15 protein-coding genes are annotated in these 15,189 nt (G+C 75.7%); 9 read left to right on the top strand and 6 right to left on the bottom strand.

The window, feature by feature from the left end:
• The first annotated feature begins 4 nt into the window (after positions 1 to 4).
• The 9 genes from QE401_RS10385 to QE401_RS10345 all read left to right on the top strand — a co-directional run bounded on the left by QE401_RS10385 (position 5) and on the right by QE401_RS10345 (position 7,820).
• The gene (locus QE401_RS10385) at positions 5 to 391 is read left to right on the top strand and encodes a chemotaxis response regulator CheY (RefSeq protein WP_307138135.1); all 387 of its coding nucleotides are present in this window, start codon (positions 5 to 7) and stop codon (positions 389 to 391) included.
• Positions 384 to 956 (top strand): hypothetical protein, encoded by a 573-nt coding sequence (locus QE401_RS10380; RefSeq protein WP_307138134.1) that lies wholly within the window; start codon positions 384 to 386, stop codon positions 954 to 956. Before QE401_RS10385 ends, QE401_RS10380 begins: the two co-directional genes overlap by 8 nt.
• Positions 957 to 966: 10 nt before the next feature.
• The gene (locus QE401_RS10375; protein WP_307138133.1) at positions 967 to 4,449 is read left to right on the top strand and encodes a hypothetical protein; all 3,483 of its coding nucleotides are present in this window, start codon (positions 967 to 969) and stop codon (positions 4,447 to 4,449) included.
• Between the two features lie 71 nt (positions 4,450 to 4,520).
• Positions 4,521 to 4,910: a flagellar basal body rod protein FlgB gene (locus QE401_RS10370; RefSeq protein WP_307138132.1), complete on the top strand. Its 390-nt coding sequence runs from the start codon at positions 4,521 to 4,523 to the stop codon at positions 4,908 to 4,910.
• Positions 4,911 to 4,921: 11 nt separating this feature from the next.
• The gene (flgC, locus tag QE401_RS10365) at positions 4,922 to 5,332 is read left to right on the top strand and encodes a flagellar basal body rod protein FlgC (protein ID WP_307138131.1); all 411 of its coding nucleotides are present in this window, start codon (positions 4,922 to 4,924) and stop codon (positions 5,330 to 5,332) included.
• Positions 5,329 to 5,649: a flagellar hook-basal body complex protein FliE gene (gene fliE, locus QE401_RS10360; protein ID WP_307138130.1), complete on the top strand. Its 321-nt coding sequence runs from the start codon at positions 5,329 to 5,331 to the stop codon at positions 5,647 to 5,649. The genes flgC and fliE overlap by 4 nt, the downstream gene beginning before the upstream one ends.
• A 30-nt stretch (positions 5,650 to 5,679) precedes the next feature.
• The gene (locus QE401_RS10355) at positions 5,680 to 5,979 is read left to right on the top strand and encodes a flagellar biosynthetic protein FliQ (RefSeq protein WP_307138129.1); all 300 of its coding nucleotides are present in this window, start codon (positions 5,680 to 5,682) and stop codon (positions 5,977 to 5,979) included.
• The gene (locus tag QE401_RS10350; protein WP_307138128.1) at positions 5,976 to 6,752 is read left to right on the top strand and encodes a flagellar biosynthetic protein FliR; all 777 of its coding nucleotides are present in this window, start codon (positions 5,976 to 5,978) and stop codon (positions 6,750 to 6,752) included. Before QE401_RS10355 ends, QE401_RS10350 begins: the two co-directional genes overlap by 4 nt.
• Positions 6,753 to 6,755: 3 nt before the next feature.
• Positions 6,756 to 7,820: an EscU/YscU/HrcU family type III secretion system export apparatus switch protein gene (locus QE401_RS10345; protein WP_307138127.1), complete on the top strand. Its 1,065-nt coding sequence runs from the start codon at positions 6,756 to 6,758 to the stop codon at positions 7,818 to 7,820.
• Positions 7,821 to 8,041: 221 nt separating this feature from the next.
• On the opposite strand, the gene QE401_RS10340 is transcribed toward QE401_RS10345, so the two are convergent.
• The 6 genes from QE401_RS10340 to QE401_RS10315 are packed head-to-tail and all read right to left on the bottom strand — an operon-like array spanning position 8,042 to position 14,976.
• Positions 8,042 to 8,443 (bottom strand): hypothetical protein, encoded by a 402-nt coding sequence (locus QE401_RS10340; RefSeq protein ID WP_307138126.1) that lies wholly within the window; start codon positions 8,441 to 8,443, stop codon positions 8,042 to 8,044.
• A 4-nt stretch (positions 8,444 to 8,447) separates the two neighbouring features.
• Positions 8,448 to 9,812 (bottom strand): FliI/YscN family ATPase, encoded by a 1,365-nt coding sequence (locus QE401_RS10335; RefSeq protein WP_373461432.1) that lies wholly within the window; start codon positions 9,810 to 9,812, stop codon positions 8,448 to 8,450.
• Positions 9,809 to 10,651, bottom strand: a complete 843-nt coding sequence (locus QE401_RS10330) for a CheR family methyltransferase (protein ID WP_307138125.1) — start codon at positions 10,649 to 10,651, stop codon at positions 9,809 to 9,811. The genes QE401_RS10335 and QE401_RS10330 overlap by 4 nt, the downstream gene beginning before the upstream one ends.
• 10 nt (positions 10,652 to 10,661) lie before the next feature.
• Positions 10,662 to 11,840, bottom strand: coding sequence for a chemotaxis-specific protein-glutamate methyltransferase CheB (cheB, locus tag QE401_RS10325; RefSeq protein ID WP_307138124.1), 1,179 nt, complete (start codon positions 11,838 to 11,840; stop codon positions 10,662 to 10,664).
• Positions 11,837 to 12,355 (bottom strand): chemotaxis protein CheW, encoded by a 519-nt coding sequence (locus QE401_RS10320; protein WP_307138123.1) that lies wholly within the window; start codon positions 12,353 to 12,355, stop codon positions 11,837 to 11,839. Before QE401_RS10320 ends, cheB begins: the two co-directional genes overlap by 4 nt.
• Positions 12,355 to 14,976 (bottom strand): hybrid sensor histidine kinase/response regulator, encoded by a 2,622-nt coding sequence (locus tag QE401_RS10315; RefSeq protein WP_307138122.1) that lies wholly within the window; start codon positions 14,974 to 14,976, stop codon positions 12,355 to 12,357. The genes QE401_RS10320 and QE401_RS10315 overlap by 1 nt, the downstream gene beginning before the upstream one ends.
• Between the last annotated feature and the right edge of the window lie 213 nt (positions 14,977 to 15,189).

Genomic DNA, 15,189 nt, shown 5'->3' with positions numbered 1-15,189 from the left:
CACGATGACCCTGGATCGGAATGTCAAGGTTCTTGTCGTCGACGACTACAAGACGATGACGCGCATCATCCGCAACCTGCTGAAGCAGATCGACTTCCACGACGCCGACGAGGCGGCCGACGGGCATGAGGCGCTGGCCAAGCTGCGCAGCGGCAATTTCGGCCTGGTGATCAGCGACTGGAACATGCAGCCGATGACCGGCCTCGACCTGCTGAAGGAGGTGCGCGCCGATGCCCGGCTGAAGCACCTGCCCTTCATCATGGTCACCGCCGAGAGCAAGACCGAGAACGTCGTCGCCGCCAAGCAGGCCGGCGTCTCGAACTACATCGTCAAGCCTTTCAACGCCGAGACGCTGCGCGACAAGATCGAGAAGGTGATGGCGCATGGCTGACACCGACAATGTGATTGCCAGCCTGCGCGGCAATCTGACGGCGACCGCGGCCTCGCTGCTGCAGGAGCTGGAGGAGCTCAGCCGCGTCATCGCCACGGCGCGCGCCGAGGTGGTGGCGCTGCGCGCCGAGGGGCTGGACGAGGCGACGATCCCGACCGCGACCGACGAGCTGGCGGCGATCGTGCAGCACACCGCCCAGGCGACGCACGAGATCCTCGATGCCTGCGAGCAGCTGGAGACCCTGGCGCCGAAGGCGGATGGCGAGATCGCCGATGGCATGACCACGGCGACCACGCGCATCTACGAGGCCTGCGCCTTCCAGGACATCACCGGGCAGCGCATCGCCAAGGTGGTGAACGCGCTGCAGACCATCGAGGCGCGCATCGGCAAGGCCAAGGCCAATCTGGCGACGCAGGGTGTCACGACGCTGACTGCGCCGACCCTGCCCGCCAGCGCCGCCGCCGCCATGGCCGCCCCGGCGCCGCGTCCCGACGGGCTGCTGAACGGCCCGCAGCTGCCCGGCGCCGCGATCAGCCAGTCGGCCATCGACGCGCTGTTCGACTGAGGCCGGATTGATGCGGCAGACCCGTCCCGCCTGGCTGCTGGCGCTCTGGCTGGGCCTCGGCCCGCTGGCGTCGCAGCCGGCCGGGCCGGCGCTCGGCCAATCGGCGCCTGTGCCGTCGCCGAACCCGGCGCCGGGCGGGGCTGCCGCATCGCCGCAGGCGGGGCAGGGGGCGGCGCTGCCGGCCGCCGCGCCCGCCATGCCGGCCACGACCCTTCCCCCCAGCCTGGCCCAGCGCGCGCCGCAGCGCGTCACCGTGCGCACCGGCCAGCATCCCGGCTTCAGCCGCGTCGTCTTCGACTGGCCCGAACTGCCCGGTTACACGCTGGTGCAGCAGGGCGATGTGGTGGAGCTGGTCTTCGGCCCCGCCGGCACGCTGGCCTTCGAGGCCGCCTCGGTCCGCCCGCCGCGCAACATCGTCTCGGTCGAGCCGCTTTCCGGCGGGCTGCGCCTGCGCCTGGCGCCGGGCAGCCGGGCGCGGCATTTCGTGCTCGGCCGCCGCGTGGTGGTCGACCTGCTGGACCCGCCGGCGCCGCCCACCCCGCCGGGGCAGCGCCAGGCCGGCCGCGCCACGCCGTCGCTCGCCACGCCGGGTCCCGCCGCCGGGCCGGGCACCAGTGGCCTGCCGCCGGCCGCCGCCGTGGCCCCGGCCAACCCGCCCGCCGCCGCCGCGCCGCCGGCGGCCACCGCCCTGGCGCCGCCCGGCCCGGCCGCGCCGCTGCTGGTGGCCCCCGCCGCGCCGCCCGCCCCGGCGACGCCCCGCCTGGCCGCCCCGGCGCCCGCCCCGGGCCCTGCCGCGCCGCCGGCCGCCGCGCCTGCGGCCCCGCCCGCCCCCTCCCACGCCGCGGCGCCGCATCCGCCGGCGGGCGGGCCGCAGCTGGCGCCGCAGGCCTCGATGCGCGCGCTGGAGGCGATCGCCGACCGGCTGGCGACGCCACCGCCCATGCCCGGCGCCTCCGCCACGCCGCCCGCCGCCGCCCCGGCGCCGGCGGCCCCGGGCCCGCAGGCGGCGCTGACGCCCCCCACTGCCCCCGCGCCCGACACGCTGCCCGCCGCCCCGCCTGTCGCGCCTCCGCCCGGCCAGGCGGCGCCGCTGCCGCTCGAGCCCACCCCGCCGCTGGCCGTGCCCAATCCGGTCACGCCGCGCCCCGCCGCCCCACCCGCCGCGCCGCCGCCCCAGGCTGCGCCCGCGCTTCCTGCCCCGGCCGCGCCGCCACCGGTCGCGGCCCGCCCGGCGTCGCAGCGCCTGGCGCCGGATGCGCCGGTGCCGCTGCCCTTCGGCCGCTCCGCCGCCGCGGCGGCGCTGCAGCGCGGCGGCGCGCTGCTGCTGGCCTTCGACGATGCGCGGGCCCCCGACCTCGCCGCGCTGCGCCGCCTCTCGCCGGCGCTGGCCCGGCTGCAGGCGCTGGAGGTGCCGGGCAGCACCGTGCTGCGCCTGCCGCTCACCCCCGGCGCCCCGGTGCCGGCGCTGCGCCGCGATGCCGACGGCATCTGGATGCTGCACCCGGCCGGCGCCGGCGGTGGCGACGCCATCGGGCTGGACCAGGAGGAAGGCGAGGCGCCGCGCCTGCTGCTGCGCGCCCGCGCCCCCGGCCGCGTCATCGCCGTGCCCGACCCGCAGGCGCCGGGCGGGCTGCTGCTGCTCGGCCTGCTGCCGGCGCCCTCGCGCGGCCTGCCGATCGGCGCCGGCTTCGCCCCCTTCGACCTGCTGCCGACCGACCAGGGCGTGGCGGTCGCCGCCCGCGACCCCGCGGTGCAGCTGCGCGCCGTGCCGGAGGGCTTCGCCATCCCGCTGGCCAGCAGCGGCCCGCTGGCGATCGGCCCGGTGCAGCAGCGCGTCGCCGTCGCCGCCGATGAGGTGCCGCGCCTGCTGAACCTGCCGCAGGAGCTGCCCGCCGCCCTGCTGGAGCGCCGCCGCAAGCTGTTCGCCGAGCTGATCGCCGCGCCGCCGCTGGCGCGCGGCCCGCTGCGGCTGCAGCTGGCCGAGACGCTGCTCGGCCTCGGCCTGGGCGCCGAGGCGCAGGCGCTGACCCAGCTGGCGCTGGAGGAGGATCCGCGCATGGCCGGCGAGCCGCGCGCCCTGCTGCTGCTGGCCGCCAGCGCCCTGCTGGCCGGCCGCGCCGAGGAGGCGCTGGCGCCGCTCGAGGATCTCCGCCTGCCGCCCGAGGGCGAGGCGGCGCTGTGGCGCGCCCTGGCGCGGATGCAGCTTTCGGGCGAGGCGCCGGCCGATGCCGCGCTGGCCGCCGCCCTGTCGCGCAACGCGCCGCTGCTGCTGCGCTACCCGCCGACGCTGCGCGACCGGCTGCTGCCGCCCGTCGCCCGCAGCCTGGCCGAGGCCGGTTCGCTGCGCGACGCCGCCGCGCTGCTGCAGGCGGCGGGCCCGGTGGAGAGCGCGCCCTATGCCTTCGCCCGCGCCCGGCTGGCCGAGGCGCGCGGCGATCTCGACACCGCCCTGCCGGCCTATGAGAAGCTGGCCGAGGGGCGCGACCGCGACATCCGCGACCGCGCCCGCGGCCGCATCGCCGAGGCGGGGCTGGCCAGCGGCCGGCTGGAGCCCGGCGCCGCCGCCGCCATGCTGGAGGCCGCCATCCCCGCCTGGCGCGGCGATGCGCGCGAGCTGGCCCGGCGGCTGCGCGCCGCCGAGCTGTATGAGCAGGCGCGCCAGCATGAGAGCGCGCTGGCGCTGCTGGAGGAGACCGAGCAGCTCTTCCCCGACGCCGCCGACCAGGTGCGGGCGCGCACCGGGCGGGCGCTGCTCGGCGTGCTGAACGACCCGGCGACGCCGGTGATGGAGGCGGCGCAGACCTTCGTCCGCCGCCAGGACGCGCTGCCGCCCGGCGCCGCGCTGGACGCCGCCGCGCTGCGCATCGCCGAGGGGCTGGCGGCGCTCGACCTCTACGACCCGGCGGCCGAGCTGCTGGGCCGCGCCGCCGAGCGCAGCGAGCGCCCGGCGCCGCTGCGGCTGCGGCTGGCCGAGCTGCAGGTGGCCGATGGCGAGGGCGAGGCGGCTCTGGCCACGCTGCGCGCCCTGCCGGTGGCGGCGCTGCCGCCGGAGCTGCGGCCGCGCCATGCCCTGGCCCAGGCGCGCGCCCTGGCGCTGGCCGGCAATCTGACCGAGGCGACCCAGGCGCTGCGCGGCGTGGGCCCGGCCGGGGCGGCGAAGCTGGCCGACCTGCTGGCGGCGCAGCAGGACTGGCCGGGCGCGGCCGATGCGCTGGCCGCCCATGCCGCCGCCACCCTGCCGGCGGCGCCGGCGCCGCTGGATGCCGGGCAGCGGCAGATGCTGCTGCGGCTCGCCGCCTTCCGCGCCCTGGCCGGCGACGAGACCCGCATGGCCGAGCTGCGCAACGCCTATGGCGCGCGCATGCGCGGCGGCCCGCTGGCCGAGGCCTTCGCCACCCTGACCACGCCCCCCGCCGGCCCCGGCGCGCCGGAGCTGCAGCGGCTGCGCCAGGAGCTGGCGATGGGCCGGGCGCTCAGCGACGCGCTGCGCTGAGCCGGCGAACCCTTTCCGAAGCCTGAAGGCCGTTAACAAATGGGTCGCGTCTGCATGCGAGGAGAGCGGGCATGAGCGGTCGCCCTTCCGATCCCCTGGCCCTGGCCGGACAGCGGCTGAACTGGCTGGAGCAGCGCCAGAAGGTGCTGGCCCAGAACATCGCCAATGCCAATTCGCCGGGCTACCAGCCGCGCGACCTGCAGCCCTTCGAGGAACTGGTGCAGCGCGCCGGCGCCACGGCGCCGCTGGCCCGCACCGATGCCCGCCACATCCCGGCCCGCACCGAGATGCAGGGCCGCGTCGACCGCAAGATCGCCGAGCGCAGCCCGGACGGCAACGCCGTCTCGCTGGAGGAGCAGGCGCTGAAGGTGGCGGCGACCGACCAGGCGCATGGCCTGGCCGTCAATCTGCACCGCAGCTGGACCGGGCTGTTCCGCGCCGCCCTCGGCCGCGGCGGCTGAGGAGGACCGAGATGGATCTCGAACGCGCGCTCAGCGTCTCCGCCTCCGGCATGTCGGCCCAGTCGGCCCGGCTGCGCGTGGTGGCCGAGAATGTCGCCAACCGCGACAGCACCGGCGAGACGCCGGGCGCCGAGCCCTATCGCCGCAAGACCGTCACCTTCGCCAACCGGCTCGACCGCGCGCTGGGTGCCGAGACGGTGCGGGTGGCGCGCATCGGCACCGCCGCCGGGAACTTCCCCGAGCATTACGACCCGCAGCACCCGGCCGCCGATGCGCGCGGCTATGTGCGCACGCCCAATGTCGATTCGATGGTGGAGATGATGGACATGCGCGAGGCCCAGCGCAGCTACGGCGCCAACCTCTCCGTGCTCGAGACCACCCGCGCCATGATCCAGCGCGCCATCGACCTGCTGCGCTCGTGAGCGCGCCGCTTCCGGGCGCGAATCTCGCGCTCGCCGCCTATCGCAACACCGCGGGCCTGGCCAGCGACGCGGCCACCCCCGGCAACACGGCGGCGGCCGCCGGCAGCTTCGGCGCCGTGCTGGAGCGCGCGGTGGAGAAGGTGGTGGAGACCACCCGCGCCGCCGATGTCGCCAGCGTGCAGGGCCTGCGCGGCGAGGTCGGCGCGACCGAGGTGGTGCTGGCCGTCTCGCGCGCCGAGCTCGCGCTGCAGACCACCGTCGCGGTGCGCGACCGGGTGGTGTCCGCCTACCAGGAAGTGATGCGGATGTCGCTCTGACAGCCGCCCCGCCGCAGGACGCGGCGGGTCATGCCGCAGGAGGCGGCGACGATGGTGGAAAGTGACGTGATCGCGCTGGCCGGCCAGCAGGCGCTGTGGACGGCGCTGCTGGTGGGCGGGCCGCTGCTCGGCATCCTGCTGGCGGTCGGCCTGGTGATCGCCGTGCTGCAGGCGCTGACCCAGGTGCAGGAGGCGGCGCTGGCCTTCGTGCCGAAGCTGCTGGCGCTCGGCCTCGCTTTGCTGTTCGGCAGCTCCGCCGCGCTGACCGCCTTGCGCAGCCTGACCGAGGGCTTGTTCGACCAGGTTGTGGCGGTGGGCGGGCTGCGGTGAGCGGCGCCGAATTCCTCGAGGCGCTGCCGCATCTGGCCTTCCAGGCGATGCTGCTGCTGGCCCGCATGGGCGCCTGCGGCATGGTGCTGCCGGGCCTCGGCGAGCAGGAGGTGCCGGTCACCATCCGCCTGGCCCTGGCGCTGTCGGTGGTGGCGCTGCTGCTGCCGGTGATCGGCCCGCAATTGCCGCCCGAGCCGCAGGATGCGGCCACGCTGCTGCGGCTGATCGCCATCGAGATCGCCATCGGCTTCTGGATCGGCTGGCTGGCGCGGCTGATGGTCTATGCCGTGCAGGTCGCCGGCCAGGCGATCGGGCTGATGATCGGGCTGTCCAGCGTGCTCAGCCAGGACCCGACCATGGGCGAGGGCAGCACCGCGCTCGGCCGCTTCTTCGGCCTGGCGGCGGTGTCGCTGCTGCTGGCCAGCGGGCTCTACGCCCTGCCGCTGCGGGCGCTGGCCGAAAGCTACACCCTGCTGCCGGTGGGCGCCGCCCTGCCGGCCGGCGAGGCGGCCGAGGCGGTGGCCCAGGCCAGCGCCGCCAGCTTCGCCCTGGCGCTGCGCCTGGCCGCGCCGCTGATCCTGCTGACCCTGCTGCTGCAGATGGGCAGCGGGCTGCTGGCGCGCATCGCGCCGCAGGCCCAGGTCTACATCCTGGCCATGCCGGCGCAGAGCCTGGCCGGCATCGCCCTGCTGGCGCTGCTGCTGCCGGCGCTGCTGGCCTTCTGGGGCGAGGCGACGCGCGCCGGCTTCAGCATGCTGCCCGGGCTGAACTGAGCCATGGCCGAGCAGCAGGGCGGCGGCGCCTCCGAGGACGAGGACAAGGATCTCGATCCCTCCGAGGCGAAACTCCGCAAGGCGCGCGAATCCGGCGAGGTGCCGCTGGCGCGCGAGGCGGTGCAGCTGGCCAGCCTTTGCGGCGGCGCCTTCGCCCTCTCCTGGCTCGGCCCGGCGCTGGGCCGGCACATGGTGGAGCAGGGGCGCAGCCTGTTCGCGCTGGCGCATGAGGCGCGCTGGCAGCCCGAGCTGCAGGAGATGGCAATCCGCTCCGCCCCGCTCGCCCTCGGTGTCGCGGGGCTCGCCGCCTTCGGCGCGGTGGCGGTGACGCTGGCGCAGACCAAGCTGCTGGTCTCGGCCAAGCCGCTGGCGCCGAACCCGATGAAGCTGAGCCCGCTGCGCGGGCTGAAGCGCATGTTCGGGCCGCAGGCGCTGGTCGAGTTCGGCCGCGCCATGCTGAAGCTGGTCGCCTGCGGCCTGGCCATGTGGTGGGTCTCCGACGGCATCACCGAGCGCCTGCCGCAGACGCTCTCCATGCCGCTGGAGGAGCTGGGCAGCCTGGCCTCGCTGCTGCTGGAGCGGCTGCTGCGCGGCGCGCTGCTGGCCTTCACCGTCGTCGCGCTGATCGACTTCGCCTGGGTGCGGCTGCGCCACATGAAGAAGATGCGCATGTCGCGGCAGGAGATGAAGGACGAGATGAAGGAGAGCGAGGGCGATCCGCATATCCGCGGCCGCCGTCGCCAGATCGCGCTGCGCCGCAGCCGCAGCCGCGCCATGGCCGAGGTGCCCAAGGCCACCGTCATCGTCACCAACCCGACGCATTACGCCGTGGCGCTGAGCTATCGCCGCGGCATCGACGCCGCCCCCCGCGTGGTGGCGCGCGGCGTCGACAGCATGGCCGCGCGCATCCGCCGCGAGGCCGAGAAGCACGGCGTGCCGATCCTGCCGAATCCGCCCTTGGCGCGCGCCCTGTACCGGGTCGAGGAAGGCGCGCAGATCCCGGCCGAGCATTTCGAGGCGGTGGCCGAGCTGATCGCCCTCGTCTGGAAGCTGAAACCCACCCTCTGATTCTTTTCAGGCTGCTTTTCTTTCGGGCTGCCGCCGTCTGGTGGGGAAGCGGGACACGGCACTGGCCGGGTGTGGAACGCAGCGGGGTTTTCCAGCGCATTGCCGGTGGGCCATCAGGTGTCGTGGCTTCGCCCCACCCTTGCCAGCAGCGACGCCCCGCAACCCCGGGCCGAAGCGCACCCGGCCTATGCAGCACCCCCCGTCGCGGCCCTGACCGGCAGTTAGCCAGAAAAACGGTTGGGCATGTCGTCGAGGGTGGCTTGCGCCTTGCGGGCGGCCTTGCGCGCCGCCTCCTCCTGGCGGGCCTCGCGCGCCAGCTCCACCACACGCTCGGCGGTGCGGGCGGCGACCAGCGCCTCGCGCGCGGCTTCGGCGGCGGCCTCGGCCAGGCGGGCCTCGGTGGCGCGGCGGTCGCGCATGGCGGTGCCATAGGGCAGCCAGGCGGCATAGCCGGCGCCGGCGGCGGCGTCCTGCGCCGCATCGGCGGCGCGGCCCTCGGCGGGGATGGCGGCGGCGGCGGCCTCGGCGCGCTCGGTGGCGGCGGCGGATTGCGCGCGGCGCTCGGCGAGATCCCGCTGGGCGAGGGCCACCTCCAGCGCGCGCAGCCGCAGCAGCACCGCCATCGGGTCAGGCGCGGGCAGGGGGGGCCTCCTGCATCGCCTCGGCCAGCGCCGCGAAGGCATCGGCCGTGGTCATCAGGGGTTCGTCCTTGCGCTGGCGCAGGAAGGCCTCGATGCGGGGTGCCAGGCGCAGCGCCTCGTCCACCGCCGGGTCGGTGCCGGTGCGATAGGCGCCGAGCCGCACCAGCTCCGCCATGTCGGCCTGCAGCGACAGGATGCCGCGGGCGCGCTGCATCACCTCGCGCTCCCCGGGCTCCAGGCAACCGGGCACGGTGCGCGACAGGCTGCGCAGGATGTCGATGGCGGGCCAGCGGCCGCGCTCGCCGATCTTGCGGTCCAGCACCACATGCCCGTCCAGGATGCCGCGCACCGCATCGGCGATCGGCTCGTCATGGTCGTCGCCCTCGACGAGGACGGTGAACAGGCCGGTGATGGCGCCGCCCTGGCGCTCCAGGCAGGGGCCGGCGCGCTCCAGCAGGCGCGGGAGTTCCGCGAAGACGCCGGGGGTGTAGCCGCGCGTCGCCGGCGGCTCGCCAGCGGCCAGGCCGATCTCGCGGCAGGCGAGCGCGAAGCGCGTCACGCTGTCCATCATCAGCAGCACATGGCGGCCGTCATTCGCCAGGCTCTCGGCGACGGTCATCGCCGCATAGGCGGCCTCACGCCGCATCAGCGGCGGGGTGTCGGAGGTGGCGCAGATGACGACGCTGCGGGCGAGCCCGGCCTCGCCCAGATCATCCTCGATGAATTCGCGCAGCTCGCGGCCGCGCTCGCCCACCAGGCAGAGCACGGCGACATCGCATTCGGCGCCGCGCGCCAGCATCGACAGCAGGGTGGATTTGCCGACGCCGGAGGCGGCGAACAGGCCGAGGCGCTGGCCGCGCCGCATGGTGCAGAAGGCGTCCAGCGCCCGCACGCCGAGATCGAGTCGCGGGCCGAGCCGCGCGCGCAGCCCGGCCTCGGGCGGGCCGCCGCGCAGGCGCCGCCCCTGCGGCGCATGGCCGAGCGGGCCCTTGCCATCCATCGGCCGGCCCAGCGGATCGACCACCCGGCCGAGCCAGGATTCGTCCGGATGCAGCCGCGCCTCGCCCTGGAACAGCACCGGGGCACCGAGCCGCACCCCCTCCATGGTGCCATAGGCCATGGCGCGGGCCTGGCCGTTGGCGAGCGCCACCACCTCGGCCGGCACTTCGCCATGCGCGGTCTCCACCGCGACCCGGGCGCCGACGGACAGGAAGGGCTGCAGCCCGCCGATCTCGACCGAGAGCGCGCCGGCCGACAGCACCCGCCCGGCGATGCGGCCCTGCGGCAGGGCGCGCAGCAGGCCGGCGGCCTGGCGGGCCCGGGCGGCGAGGGGGGCCGGGCGCTGGGTCACGCCGCCGCCTCCCAGAAGGCGCGGGCGGCTGGGGTGTCGAGCCGGTAAGCGCCATGGCAGCCGGGCAGCGGCGCCATGCGGGTGCGCAGCGACAGCAGCACCTCGGCGGCGCCGAGATACAGCACACCCTCCGGCGCCAGGCGGCGGGCGCAATGCTCCACCACACGCTCCTTGGTCGGCGCATCCAGGTAGATCAGCAGGTTGCGCAGCATGATCACCTCGAAGGGGCCGGCGATGGCCGGTTCCTCCACCAGATTGGCCTGCTCGAAGCGGCAGAGTGCGCGTAAGCCCGGGCGCAGCCGGTGGCCCTCCGCCTCCGCCGCGAAGCAGTGGGCGAGGCGCGCCTCGGACAGGCCGCGCCGCACCTCGAAACCGGAATACAGCGCCTGGCGGGCGCGTTCCACCATGGCGGGCGAGAGGTCGGTGCCGATGATCTCGACGCCGCGCCCGCCCAGCTGATGGCGCAGCTCATCGGCCAGGATGGCCAGCGAGCAGGCCTCCTGGCCGGAGGAGCAGGCGGCCGACCAGAAGCGCAGCTTCGCCGGGCCGCCGCGGGCGGCGGCCAGGCGCGGCAGGGCGCGCGCCAGATGCAGGAAGGGCGCCTCGTCGCGGAAGAAGCTGGTCTCATGCGTCGCGGTGGCCAGCGCCGCCTCGCGCGCCAGCGCCGCGCTGCCGGGGGCGCGCAGCCGGCGGGCCAGCGCCGGCAGGTCCGGCAGGCCGTGCCGGCGCAGCACGGGGCCCAGCCGCGTCTCCAGCAGGTAGTCCTGCTCCGGCGCCAGCACCAGGCCGGAGACGCCGCGGATGGCGCGGGCGATGTCGTGGAAGCCGGACTCGCTCATGGCCGGCGGTTCAGGCGCCGCCGGTCAGCTCGGCGATGCGGGCGGCGAGTTGCGGCAGCGGCAGCACCTCGCGCGCCGCGTTGCGCTCCACCACCGCGCCGGGCATGCCCCAGACGACGCTGGTGGCGGCATCCTGCGCCAGCACCAGCCCGCCGGCCGCATCCACCGCCGCGGCGCCGGCGCCGCCATCATGGCCCATGCCGGTCAGCACCGCGACCAGAGCGCGGCCGCCATAGACCTGGGCCAGGCTGCGCAGCATCGGGTCCACGGCGGGGCGGCAGAAATGCTCCTCCGGCCCGTCGGAGAGGGTGATGCTGGGCGGGCTGCCGGAAGCGACCAGCATGTGCCGCCCGCCCGGCGCCAGATAGGCGCGGCCGGGCAGCAGCTTCTCGCCCTCCTGCGCCACATCCACCGGCACCGGGCCGAGGCGCGAGAGGTGCTGCGCCAGCATCGGGATGAAGGCGGTGGGCATGTGCTGGGTCAGCAGCAGCGGCATGCGCGGCGGCTGGCGGAAGGCGCGGAACACGGCGGCCAGCGCTTCCGGCCCGCCGGTGGAGGAGCCGATGGCGGCGATGGCCAGCGGCATCGGCGCGCGCGGCGCGCGGGGCGCGGCCGGCAGCGCCGGGGCGGCGGGGCGCGGCGCGGCGGCGGGTGGCGGCGCCGGCGCGGCCGGGCGGGGCGCCACGGCCGGGGAGGGGGTGGGCGGCGCCACCGTCATGTTCAGCGCCGGCGTCGGCGCGCTGCGCCGGCGCAGCGCGCCATGGCCCTTGACGAGGGCAACCAGCTCGGCCGCGAAGGCGGCCTCCTCGGCGCTGGAGGGCTTGGGCAGGCAGTCGGCGGCGCCGCGCCGCATCGCCTCCATCGCCGCCGCCGCGCCCTTGGTGGTCAGCGTCGAGCAGACGATGACGCGCAAGCCCGGATCGGCCTGCAGCAGCAGCGGCAGGGCGGTCAGCCCGTCCATCACCGGCATCTCGATATCGATGACGGCCAGGTCGATGCCGCCGCGGCGGATGGCGGCGACCGCCTCCTCGCCATGGCGGGCGCGGGCCACCACCTGGATGCCCGGATCGGCGTGCAGGATGCGCGCCATGGCGGCGCGGATCACCGCGCTGTCGTCGCAGAGCAGCACGCGCAGCGGCGCGGCGCCGCCGGACGCCGTCGCAGGAGCCTCGGGCAGCTCCAGCGTCACCGGCGGCTATCCGCCACGGCGCGCGCGCCGAAGGCCAGCAGCCGCTCGGTGTCCAGCTCGATCAGCAGCCCGCCCTCCAGCCGGTGCACGGCGGAGGTGTGCTCGCGCCAGGCCTCGGACAGCGTCGCCGGCGCGTCCTCGCGCACATCGGCCGAGAGCGAGAGCACCTCGCGCACATCATCGGCGAGCAGGCTGTACAGCTCGCCCTCATGCTCGACCACCACGCTCATGCCGCCGGCACCGCTCTCGGCCGGCGGCAGGCCGAGCCGGTTGCGCAGGTCGACGGCGGTGACGATGCGGCCGCGCAGGTTCAGCACGCCGGCGACGCCGGGGGGCGCCAGCGGCACGCGGGCGATCTGGTCGCCGCGCAGCACATCGCGCACCCGCGGCACCGGGATGCCGCAGAGCCGCCCATCCACCAGCAGGGTCAGCAGCAGGCGCGGCTCGCCATCCGCGGCCTCGCCGCGCGGCTGGGAGCGGGGGAGGGTCTGGCTCTGGGACTGGGCGGCGCTCATCAGGCGGCTTCCTTCGCATGGGCCAGGGCGCGCGTCAGGGCGCCGAGGACACGCTCGCTGTCGAATTTGGCGACATGGTCGGTGAAGCCGGCGGCGCGGCCGCGGGCGATGTCGGCCGGGCTGGAGCGGCTGCTGAGCGCCACCACCGGCAGCTTCTGCCACGGCCCTTCGCGGCGGATCTCGGCCACGAAGCCGAAACCGTCCATGTTGGGCATCTCGATGTCGCTCAGCACCACGTCGAACATGGCGCCGCCGGCGCGCAGCTTCAGCGCCTCGGCCGGTTCGGCGCAGGCGGTGACGTCATAGCCGGCCGAGGTCAGGGCGGGCACCACCAGCTGGCGGAAGAAGCCACTGTCCTCCACCACCAGCACGCGCGGCGCCGCCTGCTCGGTCTTGCCGAACCAGCTCGGGTCGCCAAGCCGCAGCCAATGCGCGCAATCCAGCACATCGGCGGCGCGGCCGGCGACGACGGCGCTGCCCAGGAAGCCGGCGCGGTCATTGGACGGGCGCAGCACCAGCCGCTCCTCGATGACGTCGAGAATCTCGTCCACCATCAGGCCGAGGCTGCGCGTGCCATCCTGGAACACCAGCAGGTGCTGCGTGCCGCCCGCGGGCGGCTGCGTCCAGGGACCGAGCGGCAGCAGCGGCATGAGCTGGCCGCGATACTGGACGGAGGGGCGGTTGCCGGCGATCTCGATGCTGTCGGAGGGCAGCGCCTCGAGCCGCGCCACCAGGCCGAGCGGCACGGCGATCGGCGTCGCCTGGCCGCCGGCGCGGAACAGCAGCAGCTGCGAGCCGGTCTCCTCCGTGCTGGCGGCGACGGCCTGCGCCGCCTCCTTGCGCGCGGTGCCGAGGCCGGCCATGCGGGCCAGACCCGCCGGGTCGAGGATCATGATGACGCCGCCATCGCCCAGGATGGTGTTGCCGGAGAAGGCCTGCAGGTCGCGCAGGATCGGCGCCACCGGCTTGACCACGATTTCCTCGGTGTCGAAGACGCCGTCGACGAACAGGCCGTAGCGCGCCGAATCGCCCTGCAGCACGGCGACGAAGCCCTGCGCGGCCGAGCCCGAGGGGTGCGGCGCGGCGAGCCCCAGCAGCGCGCCGAGCTGCACCAGCGGCAGCAGCTGGCCGCGCAGCCGGATCACCGGCGCATCGTCCAGCCACTCCACCGTGGCGCCGCCGGAGCCGACCCGCACCAGCTCCACCACCGCCGCCTGCGGCACGGCGAAGCGCTCGCCGGCGGCCTGCACCACCAGGCCGGAGATGATGGCCAGCGTCAGCGGGATGCGGATGATCAGCGTGGTGCCGTGGCCCTCGACCGTCTGCAGGTCCACCGTGCCGCCGATGCGCTCGATATTGCTGCGCACCACATCCATGCCGACGCCGCGGCCGGAGACGGCGGTGACGGCGGCGGCGGTGGAGAAGCCGGGGCGGAAGATGAAGCGCGCCACCTCGGCATCGTCCATCACCGCGACGGCGGCCTCGGTGGCCAGGCCGCGCTCGACGGCACGGACACGGATCTTGGCGATGTTCAACCCGCGCCCGTCATCGGCCAGCTCGATGACGATGCGCCCGCCCTCCTGCCGGGCGGAGAGCGAGATGCGGCCGGCCAGCGGCTTGCCGGCGGCGCGGCGCTCCTCGGGCATTTCCAGCCCGTGATCGGCGCTGTTGCGCACCATATGGGTGAGCGGATCCTTGATCAGCTCCAGCACCTGGCGGTCCAGCTCGGTGTCGCCGCCGCTCATCGACAGGTCGATGCGCTTGCCGAGCTCGGCGCCGAGGTCGCGCACCAGCCGGGGCAGCTTGGCCCAGGCGGCGGAGACCGGCTGCATGCGCGTCTTCATCACCCCTTCCTGCAGGTCGGAGGTGATGCGCGACAGGCGCTGCAGCGGCGCGGCGAAGGGCGTGTCGGCCTGGCTGCGGGCGACCTGCAGCAGCTGGTTGCGCACCAGCACCAGCTCGGAGGCGAGCGTCATCAGCTCATCCAGCACGGTGAGCGAGACGCGGATGGCCTGCACCGGCAGGGAGGGGTCGGCATGCGCCGCCTTGTCGCCGGCCTTGTCCTCGGCCGGCTTCGGGGCGTCGGCGGCGGGCTCGGCCCGGGCGGCGAGGGCGGGCGCGGCGGCGGCCAGCGGCGCGGCCTCGGGGAGGGCGGCGGCGAGGGGCTCCGGCTCGGCCTCCTCCGGCTCCTCCGGCGCGGCGGCGGCCGGCGGCGGGGCAGCGGCCGGCGCGGCGGCGGCGGGCTGCGGCTCGGCGGCGGCGGTCAGCTGCGCCACCAGGGCGGTGTCGTCGCCGGCCGGCTCGGCCCCGGTCTCGGCCAGGCCGGCCATGATCATGCGGATGGTGTCGATCGCCGCCAGGACGGCGGTGATGCCATCCTGGGTGACGGGGATGTCGCCGTCGCGATACAGGCCAAGGAGGGATTCGGCGGCATGCGCGACCGCCTCGAGCCGCGACAGGCCGAGGAAGCCGCAGGTGCCCTTGACGCTGTGCACCATGCGGAAGATGCGCGCCAGGATCTCGCTGTCCTCGGAGGCGCGCTCGAGGTCCACCAGGGCGGTGTCCAGCTCGGCCAGGGCCTCGTTGGTCTCCGCCAGGAATTCCGCAATGAGGTCGTCCATGCCGCGAATCCTAGTTATGCCGGAGCGGCAAGGTGGCGCGGAGTTCGGACCAGCTTGTTAACCTGCCGATCATTCATGCCGGCCGATTCGGCAGAAAATCGTGCAAGGAGGCAGGCGGCGGCGGGGGCGGCGGCCTTGTCAGAATGGCGACAACAGGATGACCGCCGTAAACATGCCGTTCATAAATCCGCGCCAGCTTCGGAGGGCTGCCCC

Origin of the sequence: Pseudoroseomonas cervicalis (assembly GCF_030818485.1) — a bacterium.
Lineage (GTDB): Bacteria > Pseudomonadota > Alphaproteobacteria > Acetobacterales > Acetobacteraceae > Pseudoroseomonas > Pseudoroseomonas cervicalis_A.
This window is presented reverse-complemented; position numbering and strand designations above follow the sequence as displayed.